We start from the raw sequence: 23,632 nt of genomic DNA, 5'->3' as shown, positions 1-23,632 counted from the left end.
GGACTACTTGGCCGATCGCTGCTGGGCCAGATACGCAAGCCATTCTGCCATGCCGGCGCCGGTTTTGGCCGAGGTTTCGAAGATGCGGACTCCGGGACGGATCTCGGCGATGTTGCGGAGGGCGGCGTCGCGATCGAAGCCGACGGCCTGAGCGATGTCGATCTTCGTGATTACAGCGACGTCGGCGGAGTTGTACAGGGTCGGGTACTTGAGCGGCTTGTCTTCGCCTTCGGTGACGCTGAGGAGGGCGACGCGGATCTTCTCTCCGAGGTCGTAGCTGGATGGACAGACGAGGTTGCCGACGTTCTCAATGAAGAGGTAGTCGAGTTCGGCGAGTTTCCAGCCATCGAGATGCTTCGCGATCATCTCTGCTTCGAGGTGGCAGATGCCGTGAGTGTTGATCTGGCGGACGGGAGCACCGCTGGCGGCGAGGCGGCGGGCATCATTATCGGTTTCGAGATCGCCGACGAGGGCTGCGGCTTTGGCACCGGAGTTGATCAGCTCGCGGAGAGTGCGCTGGAGAAATTCGGTCTTGCCGGTTCCGGGGCTGGAGACGAGGTTGAGGACGAGGACGCCGGATGCTTCGAATTGAGCACGGAGGCTGCGGGCCAGCTCGTCGTTCTTCTTGAGAATGCCCTGGCGCAATTCAACGATGCGGGTGGTCATACATTTTCCTCAACCTGGTCGATTTCGATGGAGTCGATTTCCAGTTCCCTACCCTGACGCATGTCTGTCAGCGGCTCACCGCAGCGGGGACAGCGAAAGCTCTGGAGGCTGGCGATCTCAACGTCTTCTGCGCATTTGTCGCAGTGCATCCGAACCGGAAGAACTTTGACGACCAGCGCCGAACCATCGAGCGGCGTATCTCTGGTTGCGATCTCGTAGCAGAACTGGAGCGAGTCTTCGATCACCGAGGCCAGCGCGCCGACGCGGAGGCGCACCTCTTTGACTCGCGCGCCGGGATAGGCCGCGAGGGTTTCGGTGACGGAGTCGACGATGCTGGAGACGATGGAGAGCTCGTGCACGGGACCTCGCTGAAGGCAAGATTCTAAAGCGCCGGATTGAAGTCGGGTGTGTCGAACGGCACTCGACTGTAGAATGGCTGCTGGAGCGACTTCCCCGTGAGCAAAACCCTTGCGCCTCATCCGCATACAGCTTCCCGTCTCGCGCTGAGCGAGCTTGCGCCCGGAGCCATGCAGTCGGAGATCCGGGCGATGACGACCGAATGCGACCGCATCGGGGGCATCAATCTTGCGCAGGGCGTCTGCGACACGCCGGTTCCGGGTCCGGTGGAGAACGAGGCGATCGCGGCGATTCGTGCCGGGCACAACATCTATACGCGTCTGGATGGCATCGAGCGGCTGCGCAAGGCAATTGCGGCCAAGCAGCGGCGGGACTACGGTCTCGAGTACGATCCGGAGACCGAGGTCATGGTGGCGTGCGGAGCGACAGCGGGTCTGCACGCAGCCTGCATGGCTCTGCTGAATCCGCATGACGAGGTGCTGATGTTCGAGCCGTTTTACGGCTATCACGTGAGCACGCTGAAGTCGATGCGGGTGAAGCCGGTGCTGGTGCCGCTGGCGGAGCCGGACTGGGCGCTCGACGTGGATGCGATGCGGGCTGCCGTGACGCCGAAGACACGGGCGATGATCGTGAACACTCCGGCGAATCCGAGCGGGAAGGTGTTCAGCCGCGCGGAGCTGGAATCGATTGCAGAACTGGCGCGCGAGCACGACCTGTTTGTTTTCACCGACGAGATCTACGAGTACTTTGTTTACGACGGAGCGAAGCACATCTGCCTGGCAACGCTCGAGGGCATGCGCGAGCGGACCATCGTGATGTCGGGCTTCAGCAAGACGTTCAGCGTGACGGGCTGGCGGCTCGGCTACGTGACCGGCGATGCGAAGTGGATGGGAGCGATGGGCTACTTCCACGATTTGACGTATGTGTGCGCTCCTTCGGCTTTGCAGCATGGCGCGGCCGCGGGACTGGAGCAGCTGCCAGCGGAGTTTTACACCAGGCTTGCGGCTGATCATCAGTCGAAGCGCGAGCGGATTGTCTCGGCGCTGCGGGATGCGGGCATGGAGCCGAGCGTTCCGGCAGGCGCTTACTATGTGCTGGCGAAAGCGACGCGGCTGCAGGGCGAGACGGCGGCGAAAAAGGCGCGGTATCTGCTGGCGCAGACGGGCGTCTCATCCGTTGCGGGCTCGGCGTTCTTCCGCCCGGGTCGCGGCGAAGACCTGCTGCGCTTCTGCTTCGCCAAGAAGGATCACGATCTGGACGAAGCGTGCGCGCGGCTGCGGCGGCTTTAAATTTAACCCGCTTGCGCGGCACTTAGAATCGAAGAGTACGAGCTTAACTTCTTAAGGATTCCAACTCAGTGACCGAATTCCCTCATGCAATGCTGCGCGAGATCTTCGAGCAGCCAGCGGCGATCCAGCGCACTCTTGATCTGTATCTCGACAGCAACGGCCTGAAGCAGGATGTGTTTGCGCCGATGGAGCAGTGGCTCAACTCGCGCGGCGAGGTGCTGATTGCCGCAAGCGGGTCGAGCCGTCACGCGGGATTGGCCGCAGAGATCATCTTCGAGGATTTGTGCGGGCTTGCGGTTGACGTTGAATATTCGAGCGAGTACAGCTGCAGACCGGCGGTGAATCCGCGCCAACCTTCGGTGCTGGTGATCTCGCAGTCGGGCGAGACATCGGACACGCTGGCGGCTCTGCGGTTTGCGAAAGAAGGACGGCAGCAGACGCTGGCGATTGCAAATGTGCCGGGCAGCACTATGCTGCGCGAGGCAGGAGCGGCAATGCCGCTGGATGCGGGCAAAGAACTGGCCATTCCGGCGACGAAGAGCTTTACCTGCCAGCTTACGGCGCTTTATCTGCTGGCGCTCTACGAGGGAAGCTGGCTGGGATCGTTCGAGCCGGCGCAGTTGAAGGAGCGGATCGCGGAGCTTCGTGCGCTGCCGGCGACGATCGAGCGGCAGCTCGAGGGCTGGCGCGGGGCGATGAAGGAAATTGCCGCGAAGGTCAGCGATGCTGAGAGCTTTCTCTATCTCGGACGCGGAGTGCACTATGCGATTGCGCGCGAGGGCGCGCTGAAGTTGAAAGAGTCGTCGTACATTACGGCGGAGGGTTATCCGACGGGCGAGCTGAAGCATGGACCGAACGCGCTGGTGAGCGAGCAGGTTCCGCTGGTGGCGCTGGCAACGGTGGACCGCAAGCTGGACGACTCAGTGCTGCGCTACGAGAAGACGCTGCAGCTGCTGAGCGACATGAAGAAGCAGGGAGCACGGGTGATCGCGCTGGCAAATGCGGGCGACGGCGAGGTTGCAAAGCTTGCGGCGCACTGCGTTTTTGTCGAGTCGGCGAGCGAGCATCTCTTACCGATATCTGAGGTGATTCCGCTGCAGCTGTTCGCGTACTTCATGGCGCTGGAGCGAGGAGTGGATGTGGACCGGCCGAGGAACTTGTCGAAGGCTGTGATCGAGACGAGTTCGTAGACCGGCGGGGATCAGCTTCGCGTGATACAGATCACGTGAAGTGCAATGTGACTACCCCCGCCCCCTCCCCCTACTGCTAGCAAGGAAGTGCCGTAGTTTCATAGGCTTGCAGAATCGGCACCGGGCTAAGTGTATCTCCTGACTGGACTTATTCACAAGGTGTTTCATAACAAAGGACTTAGGCTTGCGTGGGCGGAGGCCGGCCGGGCGCTTCCCTGTCGCACCCGGCCGATATCCATGTTCACCAAGTCGGCAAGCGGGCACAACCGCTTACCGTTTTCACACTACCCTGATTGTGCGCCTTTCAGCCTTAATTGACTGCAAACGGAATTGAATTCCCGAAGCTTTCTGAAATGTGAAGCTTAGCGGCCGGGGAGAGGTGGGCTGCGCTTGACGAAAAGCGCGCCGAGGACGGCTCGTGCTGAGAGGAAAGGCGACGGGCAGGCATTGCTGCCCGCCCGCCGCCGGTGATCCGATGCCGCTCGCCTAGTTGTAGAGCTGGATGGCTTCTTTGAGCCTTGGGTTCGCGGTGAACCGTTCTTCTCCGCGGGAGGAGGTCCCGAGCCGGAACAGCCAGCTATTGGCCTGCTGTTCTGCGAAGCGTGAGAGGACGGGAATGCGCAGTTCGCGGCCGCCCGCAACGCGAAGAGCGACGATGCTCCAGACGGCCATGCAGAGGATGCGAGCAGTCCACTCAAAGCGGCTGCCCGTGCCTGCGTCAAGAAGCTGGTCGAGGTTGGCGCGTAGATGGAGAAGGAAGCCGGCCGAGAGCAGAAGCCAGTTCAGAAGCGCGGACTGGCAGGCATGAAAGCGGATGCGGCGATTGCGCCTGGTGCCGGGAATGATGAGCATGACTGCCGCCGGAAGCGGAGTGAGGTAAGAGGTGGCGCAGAGAATGTCTTCTGCGACTTTGGAACGGTGCGACGTGAATGCCGGGTGGTCTTGCATGAGCCCCTCGATCTGAGAAAGTACTGAACTCCTGACATCACCGACGATATCGGGAGTGAGTTACCACGCCCATCGCCTGAGTGTTGTAAGCGGATACAACTGTCAAGCTATGAAGGACATACAAGTGGTACGAGATTGACAGTGGTGAAAGTGGCGGAGGGTCTTTTGATCAGAGCGCGGTGTGATTTTGGCCACAGGGTAAATCGCTGCCTGAAGAAGTGGAAAATTCCGAAAACCTTGGTTGCAACGTGACCGGAGTGTTGGACGAATTCAGGACACGCTAAGGTGCGGTCACGCTTGGGTTTCCGGTTCTTAGGACTCGTGGAGGCGCGGATCAGGAGACTGGCAGAGCATCAGGTAGTCGCGCTGGCGGTCGGTGCCGACGATGAAGTCGTGTTCTGCGACGATGCGGAAGCCCCAGCGCCGGTAGAACGCGATGGCGCGTGCGTTGCCGGAGAAGGAGCTGAGCCAGACGGAGGGCTCGCGCATTTCGGACGCGGCGCTAAGTGTTGCTTTCATGAGCGCGTGAGAGACACCGCGGCCGTGGAAGGGCGCGTCGATGTAGAACCTGCGGAGTTCGAGTTGGGAGGGCGAAGGCATCTCGGGAGGCGCCGGGGCCTGGACGAGGAGAGCGAGGCCGGCGAGTTGGTGGGTGATCGGCGAAGCGACCTTCGCGATAAGGATGCGGAAACGCTTGTCCTGAAGCATGGTGCGATAGCGATCGGGGGTGTGTTCGCGGCTGATGTAGTCGGCAAGATCGCTGGGCGGTGTGTTGGCAGGGCAGCCGAGGGGGAAGACCGCGGCGGAGAGCCGGGAGAGCGCCTCGGCGTCGGAGGGGGTTGCGTGGAGGATGTGGAGGTCGAGATCGAGCACGCTGCTGCCCTCTAGCTGTTGAGTATGAGATGAGTTCCTAGAATAGTAGAGGAGCAATTTCGCAGCAGGCGAAGAGTGATCCGGGCCACTACTAGCTGTTAGCTTTCACCTAGCCTGCTGTCGAGGAGTTGCAATGGATCTGGCTTCGGAAGTGGTGGAATGGGCAACCGCGATATCGACCAACAAGGAGAACAATCGACGGATTGTCTTCCGGTATGCCAAAAAGTTCAGAGCTGAGTTCGATCGATCGTTGCAGCCGATTCGGATCATCATTGTCTGGAACTATCAATCGGAAACCGGAATGCCCGAGAGCGAACAGCACCAACGAATGAACGAGTTGGAGGATGCGTTGGAACCGGTGCTGGAGAATGATCGTTTCGCGACGCTCGCTCTCGTATCAACTGGTGAAAATTCGCGCGAGTGGACGTACTATGCGCGATCCGAAGCTGAATTCGGAGCTCGCTTCGACTTTGCAGTAGCCGGAATGGCCGAATTTCCCATTGAGATTCATACGGCGAAAGATCCGGAGTGGAGCACGTACGAAAAGTTCATCGCGGGAGTAAAAGGAGAAGTGAACTAGTTCCGCTTCCTGCTCCTACCCTTCGCCCCCGGGTGCAAAAGGCAACCGCAGATTCTTCGCTTACCACCCCCAAGCTGAAAAACGCTTGGGGCCCCGTGCGCTCAGAATGACAGCGGTCAAAGGGCGAATTTTCTGTCCGGTGTACATGATGAGGTGCGCGGCTTGACACCAAGGGGCGGCGGGGATAGAAGGGGTGTGCTCTTGTGAGGGAACAAAAACCTATGACGAAATCTGTTTTGTCTCGACGTGCATTTCTGCAGACGTCTGCGGCGGCTGCGGCGGCTGCGGGGGCGACGCTGGCTGCGAACACGATTCGACTGGAGGCTGAGCCGGCGTACTCTGCCGGTGTGTATTCTGCGCCGAGCGATCGCGTGCGGTTCGGGATGGTGGGCGTGGGGATGGAGGGCAGCGGCGTGCTGGCAACGGCTGTTGCGCTGCCGGGGACGGAGTGCGTGGCGGCGGCCGATCTGTACGACGGGCGGCATACGCTGGCGCGCGAGATTGTGGGCAAGCCGATCAAGACGACGCGGCGCTACCAGGAGTTGCTGGACGACAAAAGCATCGATGCGATTCTGATCGCGGTGCCGGACCACTGGCACAAGCAGGTGGTGGTGGACGCGCTGGCTGCGGGCAAGGACGTGTATTGCGAGAAGCCGATGTCGCACAACGCGGCGGACGGCGTGGCGATGGTGGCGGCCGCGAAGAAGACGGATCGCATTGTGCAGATTGGAGCGCAGAGAACGAGTTCGGTGCTGTGCGCGAAGACGCACGAGATGATTGCGAAGGGCGCGATCGGGGACCTGAACCTGATCGAGGCGACGATGGGGCGGAACGATCCGACGGGCGCGTGGGAGTATCCGCCACCGCCGGATCTGTCGCCGCAGAATCTGGATTGGGATACGTGGCAGGGCACGGCGCCGAAGAAGGCTTTCGATCCGCTGGCGTTTGCGCGGTGGCGGTGCTGGAAGGAATACGGCACAGGAGTGGCGGGCGATCTGCTGGTGCACCTGATCAGCGGGATGCAGGTGTCGCTGGGGATCAATGAGGTTCCGAAGAAGGCGTCGGCATTCGGAGGGATTCTGCGGTGGAAGGATGGGCGCAACATGCCGGACGTGCACGCGGTGCTGTTCGAGTACGGCGACCTTCCGGTGTACATGCGGCTGAATCTCGGGAGCGAGTCGGCGGAGGTGACGCGGTTCTACGGATCAAAGGGCGTGATCGAGCTGCGCGAGTTTTCGGTGACGTATTCTCCGCAGCCCGGTGTGGATACTGCGCCGAGCTACTACACGGGGTCATATCCGGCGGCGATGCGCGCGGAGTATACGAAGAAGTGGCACGAGGAGCATGATCCAAAGCCTGGGCAGGAGCCAGCTCCGGAGTCGATCACGATTAACGGCAATGACTATGACGATCTGAGGCCGCATGTGTGGAACTTCTTTGAGGCGGTGCGTTCGCGGAAGCCGGTGGTGCAGGATGCGGTGTTCGGGCATCATGCGGCTCTGGCTTGCCACATGGCGAATGAGTCGTACTTCAGGGGAGTGCCGGTGAAGTGGGATGAGGGATCGCAGACGATCAAGTCAGCGACATAGGAAGAGGGTTCGATTGTGAAGAGCGTGAGGCTGTTTTGTGGCGGGCTGCTTGTGGTGGTTGCGGGCGCGTGCTCGAGTTGCGGGCTGGAGTTGGGGACGGGTCAGGCTTATTCGGAGGCGATTGTCGGGCGGTGGGATCTGACGCTGAAGGGCGCGGGGCATGAGTATCCTTCGTGGATTGATATCGGGCAGAAGGATGGGAAGCTGACGGCTCTGTTCACGGGGCGGTGGGGGAATGCGCGGCCGTTGCCGAAGGTCGAGGTGGATGGTGGGCGGTTGAGGTTTGTGTCGCCGAAGGAGGAGGAGGACAGCAAGGCGGATCTCGTGTTTGAAGGGGCGCTGAAGGATGGGAGTCTGGCGGGATCGGTGAATGGACCGGATGGGTCGACGTGGTCGTGGGTTGGGGTGAGGGCTCCGGCGCTGAAGAAGAACGTTGCGGTTGTTCATTGGGGAAAGCCGGTTGAATTGTTTAACGGGAAGAACCTGTCGGGGTGGCATGAGAGCAAGGCGGGGCCGCCGGACTGGTCGGTAAAGGACGGGAACCTGGTGAGTCCGGGGAATGGGCCGGAGCTGATCGGCGAGCAGAAGTTCCAGGACTTCAAGTTGCATGTCGAGTTCAATTGCGGGAAAGATGCGAATGCGGGTGTGTATCTGCGCGGGCGGTATGAGGTGCAGATCGAGACGGAGTCGCAGGGCGAGGGGCCCAGTCATCATACCGGCGGGGTGTATGGGTTTCTGGCACCCACACCGGAGCAGCCGCGGAGTCCTGATACGTGGCAGACGTTCGATATCACGCTTGTCGGACGAAATGTGACGGTGGTGCAGAACGGGAAGACGGTGATCGATCATCAGGACATTCCGGGGATCACGGGCGGCGCGCTGGATAGCCATGAGGGCGAGGCGGGGCCGATTTATCTGCAGGGGAGCGAGAAGGGGCACGTGATATTCAGAAAGATCACGGTGACGCCGGGGAGGTGAGGGCGTTGTTTCCCCGGTCCCAAGGTGCGAGGGACCGGGGGCACCCGGTGATTTTCGAAAAGCAGATTCTTCGCTTACCACCCCCAAGCTGAAGAAAGCGCTTGGGGCCCCGTGCGCTCAGAATGACAGCGCCGTTGTAAAGCGAGTTGCTATTCGATTCTGGCACCCGACGATCAATCTGTGGCGGTTTTTTCGAAGAAGGCTTCGATCTCCTCTAGTGTTTTGCCTTTGGTTTCGGGGAAGAGGAAGGTGGTCGTCAGGAAGTAGACGACGGTGAAGCTGGCGAAGAGGTAGAACATCGACGAGTAGCTGTGTTTGGCGACGAAGGGCAGGAAGATGGCCTGGAGGATCGCGGAGACAAGCTGGTTGATGACGAGCGCGATGCTCATGCCGTTGGAGCGGATACGAGTGGGCATGAGTTCTGAGAGAGCGAGCCAGACGCAGACGCCGGGGCCGGTGGCGTAGAACGCGATGAACATGTAAATGAAGATGGCGACGAGCCAGCCGTGGCTCTGCTGCGGCACGGGGCCGAGGACGGCTTTGTCGATGCGGAGTGGTGCGGTGCGCGCGGCCTCGTAGTTGCCGAAGGGGTTCTGGAAGAGTGCCTGCACTTTGTTGGCAGGGACGGCGCTGGCGCGGGTGACGATGAGCGGCGGAGCGGCGGGATCATCGGAGCGGGCGTAGCTGGTGGTGCCGGTGAAGTCGCCATAGGAGTAGATGATGGCGAAGGAGGCGCGGCTGGGGTCGATGGCTGCGGAGGTAGCTCCGGCGGCGGCGAGAAGTTGCTGGGCCTTGTCCTTGTTGAATTGGTAGGTCAGTTGCTGCGCGCCGGGATTTGCGCTGACGAGGGCCTGGATCTGGTCGCGGCAGTCGATGTTCTCTTTCTCGGTCTGGCGGAAGAGCGTGCCTACGATCAGCATGGCAAGGATGATTCCGCTGGTTCCGAGGATGAAGAGGAACTTGCGGCCCTTGCGGTCGACCAGGGTCATACCGATAGCGGTGAAGCAGAAGTTGCAGGCGGTGAGGATGACGTATCCCCAGTGCGACTGAAGATCGGAGAGGCCGCTCTGGATGAGGATGTTGGTGTTGAAGCCGATGATGGAGTTGATGCCAGTGGCGGTGTTACAGGCGAGGATGATGCAGGCGAGCAGGAAGGGGATGACGTATTTGCGGCGGAGGAGCGAGTCGCTTGCTTTTACGCCGGCGGTGGCGATCGCAGGCTTCGAGGCCGCTTCCATTTCGCGCAACTCGATGGTTGCCTGTTCGGGAGCGCGGGAGCGGAGGAGGGCGGCGCGGGCTCGCTCAGGACTGCGGCGGTAGAGCCAGCGGGGCGATTCGGTGACGAGAAATGCGCCGAGAACGAAAAGGATGCCGGGGGGCATGGACATCCAGAAGATGCTGCGCCATGCATGATTCTTGAAGTCGAAGAGCGCGGCGGCGTCGCCGAGGCGCGCAACAGCTTCGACGCGGTAGCTGAAAAAGATGCCGATGAGCGCGGCGACGACGATGCCGAAGGTGAGCATCCATTGGAAGACGCCGGTTCCCTTCCCGCGCGTGGAGGCGGAGAGGCACTCGGCGAGGTAGAGGGGGACAACGATGCCGATGAGTCCGCCGCTCATGCCCTGGAGGAGGCGTCCGAAGAAGAGCGATGAGTATCCCTGGGAAAGGGCGATGACGGGAATGCTGAGGATGAAGGCTGCGCCGCTGAGGATCATGAGCGGCTTGCGGCCCATCCAGTCGGCGAGGAGGCCGGCGAAGAGCGTGGAGAGGACGGAGCCGAGGAGGACGGCGGCGACGATGATGGAGAGCTGCGAGGGATCGAGCTTTGAGGTGGCTTCGAGGTATGGAAGCGCGCCGCCGATGATGCCGACGTCGATGCCGTAGAGGAGGCCACCGAGTCCGGCGACCACCTGGAGGATGAGGTTGTAACGGCGGCGGGTTTGGTCGGTGTAGGCGGTCAGCGCGGTGGTCATTGGGCCTTCGTGTGTGGCAGGGGCTAAAGCCCCGATCTTTTTAGTGCGTTGTTATGGCACGACTGAACAGCTGCTGAAAAGTCTACTGCCAGCAGACCCCTTCCCTCAGGGGCTAAAGCCCGATTTCTAATTTGGGCAGTTTAGCGGCACGGATAAATCCGTGCCCTTTCAAAACCATGGTGAACCGGACCTTTTCAGCAATCTGTAAAGTCGTGCCCTGAAGCTCGTAGTGTTTTGGGCTGTGATCGCACGATGTGCTTGTTTCCCGCATTGGAGATCGTTCATCGGAGGATGGACCAGATTGCCACGTCGAGCCCGATCATCAAAACCGCGGAGACGGGGAAGATGAGGAGCGCCTTTTTGAGGCGGCGCGGGTCATTGCCGGCGATCGAGCCGATGATGCGGGAACTGACGGCGAGTCCCACCCAGCCGCAGGTGATGACGAAGCCGAGCGCGGTTCCGGTCATCTGCGGGAAGGCCTGGCCGGTGATGGCGAGCGTGGTCGGGAAGACCGGCGCCATGGAGAGTCCGGCGATGAACACGAGCGCGAAGGCCATGCCGGGCTTGTTGGTCTGAAGCATCAGGAATGTGGTGACGGCCATGGCGATGGACGCGCCGAGGGTGACTTCGATGGCGGGGGCGTGCGCGAGGACCGGCGAGATGGCGACGCGGCCGATGAGCAGGCCGAGCGCGAATCCGAGAGAGAGGATGTTGAGCGCGCGCGACTCGGGAATGCCCTGCGCGATGAGGTGACGCGGCAGCCAGTTCCACACGCCGACTTCACAGGTGATGTAGAGGAAGAGGAAGAGGCCCAGCATGAAGATGACGGGCTTGCCGAGGATTGGCCCGACATTGGCGAGCAGGAATTGCGCGTTGCCGGTGGGCGCGGGCATGTGGGCAAAGGCCTGCACGGCAAGGGCGGCCACAGTGAGTCCGGCGACGGTGTAGCAGAGGCGGACCCAGTTCTTCTTGAAGATGTTGGCGGCGATGAAGGGAGTGGCGAGGCCGCCGAGCCCGAAAAAGAGATTGACGAGATTGAGGACGACGGCGCTTTGCGATCCGCTGACGCTGTTGGCGAGCGCGTTGGCTCCGGTGACGACGATGCCGCCGCCCATCCCGAGCAGGAACATGAGCAGAAGGATGTTGCCGTAGCCCTTGGAGCGCGGAAGCAGGAAGAGAGCAACGGCGATGGAGCCCAGTCCGAGAATGAGGCCGACCTTATCGCCCTGCGTGTCGAGCAGAGGTCCGACGCTGAGCGAGGCGATGATGAGGCCGAGCGCCTGCACAGTGGCGATGGTGCCGTTCTGCGTGGGCGTGAGCTTGAAGCGCTCAGACAGCTCGGGCAGGATCGTGCCGAGCATGGCGGCGATCATTCCGTAAACGAAGATGGCGAGGATGGCGGCGAAGATGAGCACGGAACCGGAGTCCTTTCAAGTTCGTAGGAAAGGATACGGCATGAGGGGCGGGCCATTCGTCACAAATCGACGGCAGGGCGTTAACGAAGCAATACGGTTGCGCGTCGTCTTAGTGCGGCTCTAACTTCCCCCGAAAATCAGTGTCCGGCGAACGAGAAAAGGGAGTACTGCATGACCGATCTGTGGAGTGACATCAAGCACGCGCTGCACCTCTTCGTAAAAAGCCCGGGGTTCACCTTTGCGGCGGTGGCGGCGCTGGCGCTGGGGATCGGTGCGAATACGGCGATCTTTACCGTGGTAAATGCGGTGCTGCTGAAGCCGCTGGGGTATCCGGACTCAGACAGGATCATGCAGATGATGCTCACCGGGCCGGGTGGCAGCGGACCGGGAGCGTCGATTCCGAAGTTCCAGGTATGGCAGCAGCAGACGTCGGTGTTCAAGGATGTGGCGGCATATGACTTCGCTGGACCGGGGTTCAATATTACGGGCGACCGGCCGGAGCTGATCCACGGTATTCACGTATCGGAGGCGTACTTCCGCGTGTTTGGCGCACCGGTGACGCTGGGCCGGACGTTCACGAAGGAAGAGGATTCGCCAAATGGCGGGCACGTGGTGGTGCTGAGTTATGGTGTGTGGCAGCGGAGATTTGGCGGTGATCCCAATGTCGTCGGTAAATCGCTCTCGCTGGGGAGCGAGCCTTACACCATTGTTGGCGTGCTGGGGCGGGACTTCAGGACAGATCCTGAGGCGGAGATCTGGATTCCATTTCAATTTGAGCCGAACAGCGTGAACCAGGGGCACTTCTTCCTCGGTGCGGCGATGCTGAAGCCGGGCGTGACGGTTGCGCAGGCGAATGCACAGATGAAGCTGGCGTATGCGGAATTTAAACGAAAGTTTCCCGATGCTGATCCCAAGGGCGGGTTTGCGGTGCAGCCGCTGCGCGATGCGATTGTGCGCGGCGCGAAGACTTCGCTGCTAGTGCTGCTTGGGGCAGTGGCCCTGGTGCTTTTGATTGCTTGCGCCAACGTGGCAAACCTGCTGCTGGTGCGGGCGACGGGACGGAAGAGGGAGTTTGCGATTCGCGCGGCAATGGGGGCGAGCCGGACGCGCGTGATCCGGCAGTTGCTCACGGAGAGCGTGATGCTGGCTGTGACCGGCGGAGCGCTGGGCTCGGCGCTCGGATTCCTGGGAGTGCGATGGCTGCTGGCGATCAGTCCGGCAGGACTGCCCCGCGTCGGCGAGAATGGCGCGGCAGTTGGCGTGGACTGGCGGGTGCTCGGATTTACGCTGCTGGTTTCGTGCGCGACGGGCGTGCTGTTTGGGCTCTTCCCTGCTTTCAGCGTCTCGCGCACCGATCTGAATTCGACGCTGAAGGAGAGCAGCAACCGCTCGGGCACCAGCTTCGGGACCGGCAAGACGCGCGCCGTTCTGGTGGTAACAGAGGTGGCACTGGCGCTCGTTCTCCTGGTGGGCGCGGCGCTGCTGATCAGGACATTTGTGGCGCTGCGCGCGGTGAATACGGGGTTCGACGCGCATAACGTGCTGACCATGGAGATGTCGCTGAACGGCGATAGATTTGGCAAGACGACGGCTGTGGCGCAGTTGTCCCGCGACGGGCGCGAGAGATTGAATCGCATTCCGGGCGTGGAGAGTTCGACCTTCTCGTGCTGCCTGCCGGTGCAAGGACAGTTCGGGCTGCCATTCGCGATCATCGGCAAGCCGGTTGATCCCTCGAAGGGACAGCAGGGCGCGGGATGGATGCACGCGTCGGCGGACTACTACAAGACGTTCAAGATTCCGGTGAAGCGCGGGCGCGAGTTCAACGTGTCGGACACAGCGTCGTCGCCGCACGTGGTGATCATCAACGAGGCGTTCGCCAAGCAGTTCTTTCCGAATGAGAATCCAGTGGGGCAGCAGATCGCAGTGGCGAAGGGAATGGGACCGCCGTTTGAGGAACCGGCGCGGACGATTGTGGGCGTGGTCGGAAACACGCACGATGCGGGACTGGACCAGGACACGCCTCCGCTGATGGTGGTGCCGGATACACAGGTGCTGGATGCGATGACGGAGCTGAACGCGAAGATCGTTCCGCTGCGCTGGGCGGTGCGGACGCACGGCGATCCGCGGCAGCTGAGCAATGCGATCGCGGAACAACTGCGGCAGGCGAGCGGCGGATTCCCAGTGGCGCGGATCAAGACGATGGAGGAGATTGTCTCGAACACCACGTCGCGACAGACCTTCAACATGATGCTGCTATCGATCTTCGGGGCGATTGCGCTGACGCTGGCGGCGATCGGAATCTACGGATTGATGGCCTACTCGGTGCAGCAGAGGACGCAGGAGATCGGAATTCGCATGGCGCTGGGTGCGGACCGCACAACGATCCGCAAGCTGGTGGTTTGGAGCGGGATGAAGCTGGCGCTGGTGGGAATGGTGCTGGGAGTTGGGGCGTCATTTGGGCTGACGCGGTTGATTGCGAGCTTCCTGTTCGGCGTGAAGACTTGGGATCCTACGGCATTCATCGCAGTTCCTTCCGTGCTGTGTGCAGTGGCATTCGTTGCGGTGCTGCTGCCGGCGATGCGGGCTTCGAAGGTGGAACCGATGAGGGCGTTAAGGGTGGAGTGAGGTTCGTCGAAGCTGAGAGCTTTTAGCTTTTAGCTTTTAGCTATTAGCTTTTAGCTCTCAGCTCTCAGCTATCTCTCACTTCCATCAAAGATGTAGCGCAATCCGAATATGCTTCGATTCCCATCGGTACGTCCGGATACAAGTGAGTCAAGTCGGCCTGCAGGGACACAAGACGGACACCCTACTTCTGGCGGAGGATGAGGAAGACGCTGATGAGCACGAGGGCGGTGCCGGCGAGGATGCGCGGGGTGATGGGCTCGCCTGCCCAGAAGTAGCCGATGGCGATAGCGATGACGGGGTTGACGTAGGCGTAGCTTGAGACGCGCGAGGCCGACATGTGGCCGATGAGCCAGACGTACGCGGTGAAGGCGACGAGCGACCCGAAGACGATGAGGTAGAGCAGAGCCCAGACCGCGCGCAGGGAGATGTGCGGGAATGGGTGCAGTTCTCCGAATGCGGCAGAGAGCGCGAAGAGCCCGATGCCACCGAGCATCATGGTTGCACCAGCGGTGACAGGGCGCGATTTCGGCAGATCCATGGAGCGGTTGAAGACAGAGCCGGCTGCCCAGCAGATGGAGCCGGCGAGGACGGCGATGCAGGGGACGAGACCGAAGCTGCTGTGCGCGCCGTGGAGGAGAAGAATGGCGACCCCGCTGAAGCCGAGGAGAGTAGCGATGATGACTCCCGGCTTGAGGTGCTTCTCGCGCAGGATGACGGCTTCAGCGACGAGGGTGAGGATCGGAATGGTGGCGGCGAGAACGGAGACCACGCCGGAGGGCACGGACTTCTCTGCCCAGAAGAGCGGCGCGTACTCGGCTACGAAAAGAAACAGCGCAACGAGGCTGAGGTTTCGCCATTGGCGCAGTGTGGGTGAGGCCTGGCCGCGGAAGCGCATGAATGCAAAGAGGACAACGCCGGCGGTGAAGAAGCGGGCGGCGGCGGCGAAGAGCGGCGGGAGTTCTTCGACGGCGATGCGGATGGCGAGGAAGGTGGTTCCCCAGATCACGTAGACGGCGAAGAAGGAGAAGAGCATGCGGGCGCGATACCCGCGTGCCGCAATGTCTTCTGCCCCGGTTTTTATGCTAACCACCGAATCGGCCATGACTGGTTACCATATTTACATCGGCGGGGTAACCTGTCAACATGAGATGAGGGGTTAGCGGTGGAAAAGGGTTCGGCAGCGTTGCAGGAGAGGAAGGATCGCGCGTTCGATTTGAGCGGCGGTCATCCGGCGCTGGATCTGGTGAACACGCTGGACTGGCGTTTTCGGGAGTCGGGGCCGGAGGAACTGCTGGCGGACTACTCCGATGTGCTGCGATTCTGCGAGCAGAGTGCGGTGTTGACCTCGATGGAAGCGCGCAGGCTGGTGCGCACGGTTCCGGAGAGCAAGGGCGCAAAAGTGCTCGCGCAGATTCGGGAGCTTCGCGAAGCAGCAGCGGAGTTGTTCTATGCAGCGATCGAAGGCACGAGTCCTGCGCAATCGAGTGTGAGGCGCCTGGAAGAGTACTTTGCGCCGGCGAGGGCCAAGCAGACAACGCGATGGACCGGCGAGAAGCTGGAATGGGTTCTCGAGCAGACTTCTGAAGCGGCGTGTCCGTTGTGGCTGCTGAGCCTGAAGACGGCGGAACTTGCGACTTCAGAGCAGATGAGCCTGGCGCGGCAGTGCGGAAGCGAGGAGTGCCGCTGGCTGTTCATCGACACGAGCAAGAACCACACGCGGCGCTGGTGCAACATGAAGATCTGCGGCAATCGCATGAAGGCGCGCAGGTACAAGGCGCAGCACTGAGTTGCGTGAGAATCTGTGGCAATCCTAAACAGAGCAGATGGTGGGGCCGGTTGAGTAGATCCGGGGCGATGGAACGCCCCGGCTGGTTGCCGTGTGCAATATCTACACGGGTACAAATTTCAGCGTACCGCGAGTTTTTTATACCCCTCGTAGCGCTGGATGGTCATCGGCTCGCAGGTATGTTGCTGTTCCTGAGGCGCGAGCTCCAACCGCGAACGACCTGTTGCGATCGTCACGAAGCAGTCGCGGCAGATGGAATCGATTGAGCCATCTTCATTTATTCGATGTATGAACTTTATGGTGTAAGTCTGGTTCATCTTTTCGCTCCTTTCACCAGAACTGAGAAGCAGGTGCAAGTTCGCGTCGTGCCGTAGAAGGATGTTGCAATCGGTGTTCCGCGGAGGGGTTCCGGTGCAGCTTTGTGCGCAGAAAACGGTGCATAAGCGGGCACTCTGACTGGTTCCATTAGACTTACAAGCATGGATTTGCTGGCGCGAACGGGGCGGGCGGCGATGGCAGTGGGGTTGCTGCTCTGCTTGCCGGGATGCGGTACGCCCGGAGCGCCGCAGCCTCCATCGCTGAACCTGCCGGATCCGGTTGGGGATCTCGCTGCTACGCGGGCCGGCGACCAGGTGACGCTGACCTGGACGATGCCGAAGAGGAATACGGACCGCACCACGATCAAAGGCGAGGTGGCGGTTCGCATCTGCAGACGAGAGAACGATGCTGGTGCGTGCGAGGCAGCGGGGCCGGACCAGATGACGGAGGCGGGGGCAGCGGGTGTGTACACGGACACGCTGCCGGCGGAGTTGAGAGCGAGCACGGCGAGGCCGGTGAGCTACTTTGTGGAGTTGAGAAACAGGAACGGGCGCTCGGCTGGATTGTCGAATGCCGCCACGATTCTGGCGGGCGCTGCGCCGGCGCCCATTGATGGATTGAAGGCGGAGGTTCGCAAGCAGGGTGTCGTGCTGAGTTGGACGCCCGATGGCGAGAACACGGCAGTCCGGCTGGAGCGAAAGCTGCTGACGCCTGCTCAGAAGGCCGAACAACGCGGGCCGCTTGCGCCGACTCCTGAAGCAGAGCAGCAGGATCTGATAGTTGAGCCAGGCGCGGAGCAGGGCCATGCGATCGATAAGACTGTGCGATTCGATGAGCAGTATGCGTATCGTGCACAGCGCGTGGCGCGGGTAGATGTTGGAGGCAAAACGCTGGAGTTAGATGGGGCGTTTTCTCCGGCCGTGCAGGTTGAGGTGAAGGATGTTTTTCCGCCGTCAGTGCCGGGTGGGCTGGTTGCGGTGTCGACTGCCGGGGAGAACGGCGCGACGCCGGCAATCGACCTGAGCTGGCAGCCGGTAACGGACTCCGACGTGGCGGGTTACGTTGTGTATCGGCGCGAGGAGGGCGGCGGATGGCAGCGGGTGTCTGCGGCAGCGCCGATTGTGGAGCCGGCATTTCACGATGCGCAGGTGAAGGCGGGGAGCACGTATCAGTACGCGGTGAGCGCGGTGGACAAGGGTGGGCATGAGAGCGCGAAGTCGGCGGAGGCGCGAGAGACTGTACCGCAGCCTTGATCTCTCGCGTGACGATCTTTGTGTCTGGTCGATTTGGCGGTGCGTAGACCTCCGATGGATGAGTGACTCTTTCTTACTCTTTTAGCGAGTTAGCGGCGCTACGCGCCGTAGCAAGTTGGCAAGTTAGCGGGTTCTCGCGAGAAATACGAATTCGCGTTGTGGTTGGTTGTGAGGTGACGATGAGGTACTGCAGGTTTCGATTTGAAGGCGAAGTGCTGTATGGAAAGGTAGAGGACCGCGCGGGAGAGCCGTGGATTGTGGATCTGGCGCATGCACCGGAGGAGGATTTCGGCTTCCACGTTCATCATCAGAGGACGATGCCGACGGTTCTGGATTTTGAGCCTATGGCGTTGAGCGAGGCTGAGCTGCTGGCGCCGGTCACGCCATCGAAGATTGTGTGTGTCGGGCGCAACTACCGGGATCATGCGAAGGAGTTGGGGAACGAGGTTCCCGCAGAGCCGCTGCTCTTCTTCAAGCCGCCGTCTTCTCTGCTGGGGCATAAGGGCGTGGTGATGATGCCGCCGCAGTCGGAGCGGGTGGACTTTGAAGGCGAGCTGGCAATGGTGATTGGAAGGCGGGCAACGAAGCTGGCGGCGGATGCGGACTGGAAGAGCTACATTCGCGGATACACAATCGCCAATGATGTGACGGCGCGGGACCTGCAGAAGAAGGATGGGCAGTGGACGCGGGCTAAGGGGTTTGACACGTTCTGTCCGGTGGGGCCGGTGGTGAGCGATGAGGTGGATGCAGAGAAGGGGTTCACGGTGGAGACGCGGCAGAATGGCGAGGTGAAGCAGCATGGATCGACGCTGGATTTCATCTTTTCGATTCCGGTGCTGCTCAGCTACATTACGGCGGCGATTACGCTTGAGCCGGGAGATCTGCTGCTGACGGGGACGCCGGCGGGGGTGGGTCCGGTGAAGGCGGGCGACACGGTTGAAGTTGCGATTGCTGGACTTGGCACGCTATCGAACAGCTTTGCGGCAGCCCCGAAGCAACCCTAGAAGATGCAACCTCGCCTTCACGCAGGAATCAAAATTAAGGGTTAGACTGGAGCCGGGCGCGGACTGCGCTGGGGGCCCCTTCCCCAGGAGGAAAAATGAGCCAAAGTTTGCTCGAGCAATTGCGTACGTACACCACCGTGGTGGCTGACACCGGCGACATCGAATCCATGGAGCGGTTCCGTCCGACGGACGCGACGACCAATCCTTCGCTGATTACGACGGCGGCGGGGATGCCGCAATATCAGCCGATTGTTGACGGCGTGATCATGGAAGCGAAGAAGGAGTTGGGCGACGGCGCGGCCGACAAGGACGTGGCAAACCTCGCGTTCCAGAATCTTGCGGTTGCGTTCGGAAAGAAGATCCTGGCGATTGTGCCGGGACGTGTCTCGACCGAAGTCGACGCGCGGCTCTCGTATGACACCGAGGGCACGATCGCCATGGCGCGCAGCATCATCGCGCAGTATGACAAGGCGAAGGTGGGGCGCGATCACGTGCTGATCAAGATTGCCTCGACTTGGGAAGGCATCAAGGCAGCAGAGGTGTTGGAGAAGGAAGGCATCCACTGCAACCTGACCCTGCTGTTCGGAATTCACCAGGCGATTGCTGCTGCCGAGGCTGGCGTGACGCTGGTGTCGCCGTTCGTGGGCCGCATTCTGGACTGGTACAAGAAGGACACCGGCAAGGACTACCAGGGCGCGGATGATCCGGGAGTGCAGTCGGTGACCAAGATCTACAACTACTACAAGAAGTTCGGCTACAAGACGCAGGTGATGGGCGCGAGCTTCCGCAACATCGGCGAGATCAAGGAACTGGCGGGCTGCGACTTGCTGACCATTTCGCCGCAGCTGCTGGCTGAGCTGGACAAGACGGAAGGCGAGCTGCCGCGCAAGCTGGATCCGGAGAAGGCGAAGTCGATGGACATCCAGCGGATCGTGGTGGACAAGGCGACCTTCAAGAAGATGCACGCGGAAGATCGCATGGCGAGCGACAAGCTGAAAGAAGGCATCGATGGCTTCGCGAGCGCGCTGGAGAACCTGGAAAAGCTGCTGGCCAAGCGGCTGGCGGATATGGAATCGCGCGCGCCAGCGGCTGTCTAGGTTGGGCATGGTTTGTTCAGAGGGCAGCCTTCGGGCTGCCCTTTTTGGTCAGGTAAAGCCTTAGTTACCTGTGTTCCTGTGCGGGTTGGTAAAGTGATTTTGCTCACATCCCCAGTGCTACAATTCGTCTAAAGTTACTTTCCAAGCAAGCAAATCCAGCGATAGCCGGGCACGGTTCCGGACTGCGCACGTTGCACTCCGGCTACTCTCTGTCTGACTTCGCTTTGCCCGGGGACCCTCTATGCAGGTGCAGCAAAGCCATCCGCTCGAACCGTTTTTCGCGCAGGCAGTGAGAAACAGCTACGAAGGCCGCTTGGGGCTCGGGCCGGAGATCACCGGGTACGTAGCGAAGATGCTTTGCGACTTCTCAGAGCCTGGAAGCTTGTTCCGTCTTCGTGACGCGAAGAACCGTCCCATCGAAAAGCTGGACGATATGGTGAAGGCGTCTGACCCGATCCACGGCACGGCGCGTTCGTTCATCGCGGAAAGAACGGTTCGGAAATACATCGGCGACTACACGCTGTTTCTTGCGGGCATGTGCCCTGAGGCAATCGAGCCCGATCCGAATGCGCATTCCGGGCGTCCGACGCTTTCCGAGCTGATTAAGGTTGGCAAGGAGAGCTACCACATTGTCAGCCAGTTCAACGTGTTCGAGTACGAGAAGGAGGCTGCGCTGTACGGCCAGCTTGCTTCCGTTTTCGAACATTGCATTCTCGGTCTAGCCATAGCCCGCAGGGATCTGTGGCGAACGATAAATCCACCAGCACCGGTACATTAGGCATATTCATAAAGCACGAGCATTTATAAGCAGTTTTTAGAGCAGGGCTGGTGGTTCGTACCCCAGGGGCGATGCGCAATTGCCTCTGGGGTGAACGATTTGCGGCCTGACTGTTTGCACTTACCTATCCACTCTGCCAACTAAGTTGCTGTTCCCTCTTCCAAAAAGAGCAACACTTTCGCTACATTCTGTGTCAACAAACTGTAAATCGGGTGGTGGCTGGACCCCAGCCGCACGACGCGGAGACCGGCCACTGCTGAAGCTAGTGGCGATTGTGCGCGAGTGCATTGCGGGAGGTCCCTATGCAGAACCAGAGTCATCCGAATCAGAGCCATCCTCTTGAGCCATTCTTCCAACAGGTTGTACGCAACAGTTATGAAGGCAAGCTGGGGCTGCACGATCCCGACGTGACCGGCTACGTAGCTCATCTTCTGTGCGAGTTCTCGCAGACAGACAAGCTCTACCAGGTGCGTGACGAGAAAGGCCATCCGATCGAGGAGTTGGAGGCAATGATTCTGGCGGCAGATCCGGTAAACGGGTTTGCGACTTCGTTCGATGCGGAGCGGGCAATGCGCAAGTACATCGGCGACTATGCGCTATTTGTCGGCGGTATGTATCCGGAGGCGAATGTTCCGGGCGCGCGGCGGAAGGGGATGCATCCCAGCTTGTCGGAGCTGATCCAGGCCGGCAAGGAGAGCTACTTCATCGTGAGCCAGTTCAACATGTTCGAGTACGAGAAGGAGGCTCCGCTGTTTGCGCGATTGTCGGATGGATTTGAGCGGTGCATTCTGGGGCTGTCGCTGGTGCGCGAGGAGTTGAGGAAGAGGAAGGCGCTGCCGGGGCCGGAAGTGAATTAGAGCAGTTTTCAGTTGTCAGTTTTCAGTTCTCAGTTAGAGTGCCCCGAGGTCTGATGGCCATCGGGGCACTCGTTTTTGGAACCGAGGTCTTTCTACTCGGACCAGACGGCGAGGGTGTTGCCCTGGCCGTCGGAAAAGTGGAAGCGCTTGCCGCCGGGGAAGTCGAAGGTGGGGACGACGATGGAGCCGCCAGCGGCGATGATTGCGTCCTGCGTGGCTTTGAGATCGCTTGAGTAGAGGACGATGAGGGGAGCTGAATCGGGCTGCGACTGTGTGGGCTCGCCTTTGCGGAAGCCGCCGTCGATGCCTGCGTGATCGCGGTCGAAGCTGACGTAGTCGGGACCGTAGTCCTGGAAGTTCCAGCTGAAGGCGCGCTCGTAGAAGGCCTTGGTTTTGGCGATGTCGGTGGTGGTGAACTCGATGTAATTGATGGCGTGGTGCTGTGCGGGTTCGCTCATGCGTGTCTCTCCTGAATGGCGTCTATGCGTTGGGATGCGTGTCGTAGCGAGAAGGTGATGCTCAACTGAGGCGCAGGCACACCGTTCCCAGGTGCTCTGATACGCCTCCATCCGCATTCCCTCAAGAGCGGGAGAGTGCAGGTAGAGCCCGCTGGTTCATCGAAGGTCGCGGGCTGCCGAGGTACAAAGGAAACGTAGCAGACTCAGGACGCAAAGGCAATCGGTGTGAGTTCAGGGACTGCGAGGTAGAAATCCTGCTGATCTCAGTGGCTGTCTGATGGCGGGTCGACCGTGAGGGTTGTGGACGGAGTCACATTATCGTCATCGGACACAGCAGGTACCGCAGGCCTGATGGCAGCGAAATAGAGGATGAAGACCAGCATCACAATTGAAGCGATGAAGAATGGGATCCGAAGAATGGGCCAGAGTCGAGGAGGAAGTTGATCCACCAGCTTGTCCCGGAGGGTTTCATTGAAGCGCATCGGCCTATCCTCACCCTCCGCTGGTGGCTTCCACCTGGAGGCGAGGAAAGTGGCTCGAACGTTGGAGAGAAGGACGCCTCCAATGATGATTGGGATCACGCCCGGCGGTCTTCCGGAACCAAGTTGATTGACGGCGTACAAGACAAACACTGAGAGAGCTGCGGGCCAGCTTGTTTCCCGTACACCCATGCCACCGACAACGTAGACGAAGAAGGTCAAGCCGGCGAGGAGCAAAACGCGGTTTCGTGCTTCGGGCGTTGCGATCTCGAACGCGATGACGAGCAGTAACGCGGCACTCAAAAGCGCGATGATTAGACAAATCCAGAACCCTTGCTGGCCCAGATAGTCCACATCCCAGGCATTGTCGACCGTGGGCCAGAGGAGGCTCTTAATCCGCCCGTCGGACTTCTTGCTTTCACCTGAAAGATCAAGCGTTTGCATGCAGCGATATTGAGGTACGAGCCTGAATGCGTCAAGCGCATTTCGCCTGTCCATCACCCGCGGGTCGAAGTGGCTCAGTACACCGATAGTCCGTGCTGCCGAGGTACCAAAGACTGCGAGCCCGGAAGGAAAGAAATTGCCAATCGGGTCGCTCGGATGATGGCATGAGTAGAGCTACAAACAGATCATCTCGAGGTGCTTTCATGATGCGATTTCGCAAAACCTGCTGTGCGTTTGCTATCGGGTTGGTGGTTGCGGCTGCAACCTGGGTTGAAGGCGCGAACCCGAGAGGCGGCATCACGGTTCCGATCATGACTTCGCTCACGGTGAAGCTGGATGAGGCGGTCAACGCGAAATCTGCTGCGAATGGAGCGGGGTTCACGGCATCGATCAAGGACCCTGTTCAGGTGGGCGGGGTCACGGTGATTCCGGCGAATGCGTCCGCAGGCGTACTGGTGAACAAGGAGACGCAGACCTCGGGAGAGTTGGAGTTGAACTCGGTGTTTGTGAACGGCAGAATGTATCGCATCACGACGGAGCCGGTTCCGTTCAACTAGAAGACGAATTTGCGTGCGGGCGCAAGCATGACGTTTCATCTGGTGCTTGCACTGAATCTGGCCAGGTAAGTTCGAGCGATTTTCTATACCCCTCCTGGTGGCCGGACCAGTTAGGTGA

The 23,632-nt window shown here is 60.5% G+C and carries 23 protein-coding genes; 13 read left to right on the top strand and 10 right to left on the bottom strand.

The genetic code is table 11. The features are described from left to right. Nucleotides 1-3: 3 nt before the first annotated feature. Together hypB and hypA are read right to left on the bottom strand one after the other, a co-directional pair. Nucleotides 4-666, bottom strand: coding sequence for a hydrogenase nickel incorporation protein HypB (hypB, locus tag DHV10_RS24560; protein WP_109489063.1), 663 nt, complete (start codon nt 664-666; stop codon nt 4-6). Beyond that, a complete protein-coding gene (hypA, locus tag DHV10_RS24555) occupies nt 663-1,025 on the bottom strand; it encodes a hydrogenase maturation nickel metallochaperone HypA (protein WP_162601868.1) in 363 nt (120 codons plus the stop codon). Before hypA ends, hypB begins: the two co-directional genes overlap by 4 nt. 96 nt (nt 1,026-1,121) lie before the next feature. On the opposite strand from hypA, the gene DHV10_RS24550 reads away from it, so the two are divergent. Both DHV10_RS24550 and DHV10_RS24545 read left to right on the top strand, forming a co-directional pair. Further along, complete coding sequence (locus DHV10_RS24550; protein ID WP_338042638.1) at nt 1,122-2,312, top strand: pyridoxal phosphate-dependent aminotransferase; 1,191 nt, start codon at nt 1,122-1,124, stop codon at nt 2,310-2,312. 68 nt (nt 2,313-2,380) lie between these two features. Further along, nucleotides 2,381-3,502, top strand: coding sequence for an SIS domain-containing protein (locus DHV10_RS24545; RefSeq protein ID WP_239462029.1), 1,122 nt, complete (start codon nt 2,381-2,383; stop codon nt 3,500-3,502). A gap of 486 nt (nt 3,503-3,988) precedes the next feature. Here DHV10_RS24545 and DHV10_RS24540 read toward each other — a convergent pair whose 3' ends face one another. After that, nucleotides 3,989-4,450, bottom strand: coding sequence for a hypothetical protein (locus DHV10_RS24540; protein WP_109489060.1), 462 nt, complete (start codon nt 4,448-4,450; stop codon nt 3,989-3,991). A gap of 312 nt (nt 4,451-4,762) precedes the next feature. Then, nucleotides 4,763-5,323 carry a GNAT family N-acetyltransferase gene (locus DHV10_RS24535; protein WP_109489059.1) on the bottom strand — a complete coding sequence of 187 codons (561 nt, stop codon included), beginning with the start codon at nt 5,321-5,323 and terminating at the stop codon, nt 4,763-4,765. 133 nt (nt 5,324-5,456) lie between these two features. On the opposite strand from DHV10_RS24535, the gene DHV10_RS24530 reads away from it, so the two are divergent. The 3 genes from DHV10_RS24530 to DHV10_RS24520 all read left to right on the top strand — a co-directional run bounded on the left by DHV10_RS24530 (nt 5,457) and on the right by DHV10_RS24520 (nt 8,470). Next, on the top strand, nt 5,457-5,903 hold the full coding sequence (locus DHV10_RS24530; protein WP_109489058.1) for a DUF695 domain-containing protein: 447 nt from the start codon (nt 5,457-5,459) through the stop codon (nt 5,901-5,903). A gap of 221 nt (nt 5,904-6,124) precedes the next feature. After that, nucleotides 6,125-7,492, top strand: coding sequence for a Gfo/Idh/MocA family protein (locus DHV10_RS24525; protein WP_109489057.1), 1,368 nt, complete (start codon nt 6,125-6,127; stop codon nt 7,490-7,492). A gap of 15 nt (nt 7,493-7,507) precedes the next feature. After that, a complete protein-coding gene (locus DHV10_RS24520) occupies nt 7,508-8,470 on the top strand; it encodes a 3-keto-disaccharide hydrolase (RefSeq protein WP_239462028.1) in 963 nt (320 codons plus the stop codon). A 173-nt stretch (nt 8,471-8,643) separates the two neighbouring features. Here the strand turns inward: DHV10_RS24520 and DHV10_RS24515 are convergent, their stop codons facing one another. Together DHV10_RS24515 and DHV10_RS24510 are read right to left on the bottom strand one after the other, a co-directional pair. Beyond that, on the bottom strand, nt 8,644-10,443 hold the full coding sequence (locus tag DHV10_RS24515) for an MFS transporter (protein ID WP_109489056.1): 1,800 nt from the start codon (nt 10,441-10,443) through the stop codon (nt 8,644-8,646). Nucleotides 10,444-10,724: 281 nt separating this feature from the next. Next, complete coding sequence (locus tag DHV10_RS24510) at nt 10,725-11,858, bottom strand: MFS transporter (RefSeq protein WP_109489055.1); 1,134 nt, start codon at nt 11,856-11,858, stop codon at nt 10,725-10,727. A gap of 171 nt (nt 11,859-12,029) precedes the next feature. On the opposite strand from DHV10_RS24510, the gene DHV10_RS24505 reads away from it, so the two are divergent. Next, a complete protein-coding gene (locus DHV10_RS24505) occupies nt 12,030-14,483 on the top strand; it encodes an ABC transporter permease (protein ID WP_109489054.1) in 2,454 nt (817 codons plus the stop codon). A 181-nt stretch (nt 14,484-14,664) separates the two neighbouring features. Here DHV10_RS24505 and DHV10_RS24500 read toward each other — a convergent pair whose 3' ends face one another. Beyond that, nucleotides 14,665-15,585, bottom strand: a complete 921-nt coding sequence (locus DHV10_RS24500; RefSeq protein ID WP_109489053.1) for an EamA family transporter — start codon at nt 15,583-15,585, stop codon at nt 14,665-14,667. Between the two features lie 60 nt (nt 15,586-15,645). Between DHV10_RS24500 and DHV10_RS24495 the strand changes: the two genes are divergently transcribed. After that, complete coding sequence (locus DHV10_RS24495) at nt 15,646-16,269, top strand: CGNR zinc finger domain-containing protein (protein WP_109489052.1); 624 nt, start codon at nt 15,646-15,648, stop codon at nt 16,267-16,269. Between the two features lie 119 nt (nt 16,270-16,388). Here the strand turns inward: DHV10_RS24495 and DHV10_RS24490 are convergent, their stop codons facing one another. Continuing rightward, nucleotides 16,389-16,586, bottom strand: a complete 198-nt coding sequence (locus DHV10_RS24490; RefSeq protein WP_109489051.1) for a hypothetical protein — start codon at nt 16,584-16,586, stop codon at nt 16,389-16,391. 162 nt (nt 16,587-16,748) lie between these two features. Between DHV10_RS24490 and DHV10_RS24485 the strand changes: the two genes are divergently transcribed. From DHV10_RS24485 to DHV10_RS24465, 5 genes are all read left to right on the top strand, one after another. After that, nucleotides 16,749-17,840: a fibronectin type III domain-containing protein gene (locus tag DHV10_RS24485; RefSeq protein ID WP_162601867.1), complete on the top strand. Its 1,092-nt coding sequence runs from the start codon at nt 16,749-16,751 to the stop codon at nt 17,838-17,840. A gap of 179 nt (nt 17,841-18,019) precedes the next feature. After that, the gene (locus DHV10_RS24480; protein ID WP_109489049.1) at nt 18,020-18,844 is read left to right on the top strand and encodes a fumarylacetoacetate hydrolase family protein; all 825 of its coding nucleotides are present in this window, start codon (nt 18,020-18,022) and stop codon (nt 18,842-18,844) included. A gap of 95 nt (nt 18,845-18,939) precedes the next feature. Further along, nucleotides 18,940-19,941: a transaldolase gene (locus DHV10_RS24475; protein WP_109489048.1), complete on the top strand. Its 1,002-nt coding sequence runs from the start codon at nt 18,940-18,942 to the stop codon at nt 19,939-19,941. Nucleotides 19,942-20,182: 241 nt separating this feature from the next. Continuing rightward, nucleotides 20,183-20,719 (top strand): hypothetical protein, encoded by a 537-nt coding sequence (locus DHV10_RS24470; RefSeq protein ID WP_109489047.1) that lies wholly within the window; start codon nt 20,183-20,185, stop codon nt 20,717-20,719. 302 nt (nt 20,720-21,021) lie between these two features. After that, complete coding sequence (locus tag DHV10_RS24465) at nt 21,022-21,576, top strand: hypothetical protein (protein WP_109489046.1); 555 nt, start codon at nt 21,022-21,024, stop codon at nt 21,574-21,576. Nucleotides 21,577-21,668: 92 nt separating this feature from the next. On the opposite strand, the gene DHV10_RS24460 is transcribed toward DHV10_RS24465, so the two are convergent. Further along, nucleotides 21,669-22,034, bottom strand: coding sequence for a VOC family protein (locus tag DHV10_RS24460; RefSeq protein WP_109489045.1), 366 nt, complete (start codon nt 22,032-22,034; stop codon nt 21,669-21,671). Between the two features lie 263 nt (nt 22,035-22,297). Next, nucleotides 22,298-22,957, bottom strand: coding sequence for a hypothetical protein (locus tag DHV10_RS24455; RefSeq protein WP_162601866.1), 660 nt, complete (start codon nt 22,955-22,957; stop codon nt 22,298-22,300). A gap of 203 nt (nt 22,958-23,160) precedes the next feature. Between DHV10_RS24455 and DHV10_RS24450 the strand changes: the two genes are divergently transcribed. Next, nucleotides 23,161-23,514, top strand: coding sequence for a hypothetical protein (locus DHV10_RS24450; protein ID WP_109489043.1), 354 nt, complete (start codon nt 23,161-23,163; stop codon nt 23,512-23,514). The last annotated feature ends 118 nt before the right edge of the window (nt 23,515-23,632 follow it).

The organism is Occallatibacter savannae, assembly GCF_003131205.1.
Lineage (GTDB): Bacteria > Acidobacteriota > Terriglobia > Terriglobales > Acidobacteriaceae > Telmatobacter > Telmatobacter savannae.
This window is presented reverse-complemented; position numbering and strand designations above follow the sequence as displayed.